The following is a 1,985-nucleotide window of genomic DNA, read 5'->3' as shown; positions in this document are numbered from 1 at the left end:
GGGTCGGTCTGCTCACCGACGGCCAGCTCGCCGCCCGCCGGCACTCGCTGAGCGAGCGCGTCACGGCGGCGGCCGCCGCCGTGGAGGCCGCCGAGCAGGAGGCGCGCCGCTACGCCCGCGACGGCGGCGGACCCGCCGAGCAGGCCACGCTGCAGAAGCGGGCCCGCCTGACCGAGCAGGCACGCCAGGTCGAGGCCGCCGAGCAGGCCGCCCACCGGCTGCAGCAGGCCCGCCAGGACACGGCCGACGGCCGCGAGCAGATCCGCCGACTGCTCCAGCGCGAGAGCCGCCTGCAGCGCGAACTGGACGGGCTGGGCCACCTGCGCCCTTCCCATCGGGCCCGGCGCCGGGAGCTGGAGACCGCGCTGCCCCGGCTGCGCCAGGACCTGGCCGCCGCACGTGGGCGCCTGGCCTCCGTGCTGCAGCAGAGCCCGGCGCTGGAGGCGGCCGCCGAGCAGGCCGCCTCCCTCGCCCCGCCGATCACCACCTGGCCGCTGGTCCGGCGCCGGCATCTCGACCTCGAACGCGACCTGGCGGATACCCGGCACGGGGCCCGGGCACGCGACGTCGCCGAGGCCACCCACCGCGCCCGCCGGGCCCGCCAGGCGCATCAGGCCGCCCAGGCCGAACTGGCCGCCGTGCACGACGAACGCCGGCGCCGTACCGATCTGTCGCCCGACCGGCGGGCTGTCGAGCGTGCCGCTCGCGCCGAGTACGCCCAACGTCAGCGCGAGGCCTCCGGCCGCGGCGATGGCTCCGTGCGCCCGGCCGCCGGCCGGCAGAGCGAACGCGCTCGCCAGCAGCCCTACCGGCCGCCGCCTGCGCGCGGCGTCGACCGCGGCCCCGGCCTGAGCCGCTGAGCGCGGTGATCTAGTCGCCCCGGGTGCGCAAGTTGGGGACCGTGCCGGAGGGCAGGTCACACCAGGGGCTCGGGGCGTGGGCCGCTTCTAGGGAGGCTGGCCGTCCGGCCAGGGCGGGAAGGGGGGCTGTTCGGTCTCGAAGAGCCAGGTCGGCAGGTCCTGGTGCGAGTCGGCGGCGGGGTCACCGCAGGTGTAGGCGAACGAGGCGCTGCCCTCGGCTTCCTCTAGGTCTTGTGCTTGCGCCGCCGCTGTTTTGAGGGCACCGGCGAGGTCCCTCAGAACCGGCCACGCCGGCCCGTACTCGGCCTGGGCCGCGACAGGGCTTTGCATCAGCCGGCTGGGAGCGGGTGGGGCGACGGCGGGGGGCGTCTGTTCCGGCAGAGATTCGATCATGTGGGGCAGGTGCTGCTGCGGCAAGCCGAGCTGGCAGGAAAGGAGGCTGGCATCGTCCAGTAACTGAGGAGGGGGCTCAGGGACGGAGATGTCGAAGGCAGGAGAGGTCATGGGGGTGGCCGGTGGTTGTGGGGGCGGAGATGGGGCCGTTCCGGTGATCTTCGCGACTGCTTCGGGATGGCCGGTCTCGGCGGCGAGCTGGTAGAAGCAACGGGCGATGCTGGCCTTGGCGGCGCCGCCCGCCTCCAGGGCGCAGCCGTGCCGGTAGGCGACGTCGGCGGCCTGCGTGCGCGGGTCGTGCGCGCCCTGCAGTGCAGCCGCGGCTTCGTGCCCGGCCTCGGCGGCACGGCGGAGCCAGATCATGCCGTCATGGTCACAGTCGCGCAGCAGGGTGAGCAGGCCCAGGTGAAAGCACGCTTCGATGTCGCCGTTCATCGCCATGCGGGCCATGCGGGCGCCGACGCGGCCGTGCGTGGCGAGGTAGCACTGGACGACCTCGTCGGCCGTCAGCTGAGCTGCGGTGCGCGTCATGCCGGGGGCGGCCATGTCAGGAACGACGGTGGACCGGCCGTGCGGGGCGGCGGCCGGCGGGGGGGCCGGCCGGGGGGGGGGGTGAGGAACAGGGGCCCCGGTGTTTTTGCCTTGGGGGGGTGGGGCAAACCGAAAACCGGGAGCAGCCCCCCCCCCCGGGCAAACACCCCCGAAAAACCCAGAAGCAACACGGGAAAAAAA

Annotated in this window: 2 protein-coding genes; one reads left to right on the top strand and one right to left on the bottom strand. The window is 74.9% G+C overall.

Translation table 11 applies throughout. From position 1 onward, the window contains the following. The coding region (locus ABZ815_RS52535) for a hypothetical protein (RefSeq protein WP_357711056.1) at positions 1-860 on the top strand (860 nt) is incomplete at its 5' end. Between the two features lie 87 nt (positions 861-947). On the opposite strand, the gene ABZ815_RS52530 is transcribed toward ABZ815_RS52535, so the two are convergent. Further along, positions 948-1,799 (bottom strand): hypothetical protein, encoded by an 852-nt coding sequence (locus tag ABZ815_RS52530; protein ID WP_357711054.1) that lies wholly within the window; start codon positions 1,797-1,799, stop codon positions 948-950. Between the last annotated feature and the right edge of the window lie 186 nt (positions 1,800-1,985).

It is taken from the genome of Nonomuraea sp. NPDC047529, from assembly GCF_040642995.1.
GTDB lineage: Bacteria > Actinomycetota > Actinomycetes > Streptosporangiales > Streptosporangiaceae > Nonomuraea.
The sequence above is the reverse complement of the archived record's forward strand: the minus strand, read 5'-3'. Positions and strand labels throughout refer to the sequence as shown.